This window comes from Brevundimonas sp. UBA7838 (assembly GCF_002500885.1).
Taxonomy (GTDB): domain Bacteria; phylum Pseudomonadota; class Alphaproteobacteria; order Caulobacterales; family Caulobacteraceae; genus Brevundimonas; species Brevundimonas vesicularis_C.
Genome location: NZ_DLTK01000016.1, coordinates 1932 through 2193, shown reverse-complemented (window position 1 = coordinate 2193; position 262 = coordinate 1932).

Here is a 262-nt window from a genome sequence, read left to right as displayed (position 1 = left end):
GAGGCGCGCCCGGCCGAGGCGCCCGCCTGCTGGAAACCACGCATGAAGGCGGACGAGCGCGAGCGTCTGCTTTCCGGCTGGCGTCGGGCCGTGAAGGCCGCCATCATCGCCGCGCCGGACCGGGCGTGAGATCCGGACGGCTTAAGGAAACGACGAGGACCGCCGCATGAACGACGCCGCCCCGCTGGACGCCCAGAGCGCCTTTTCCGGCACGCGCGAAGTCGATCCGCGCTATCGGCTCGACGAGGCGGCGCTGGACGCC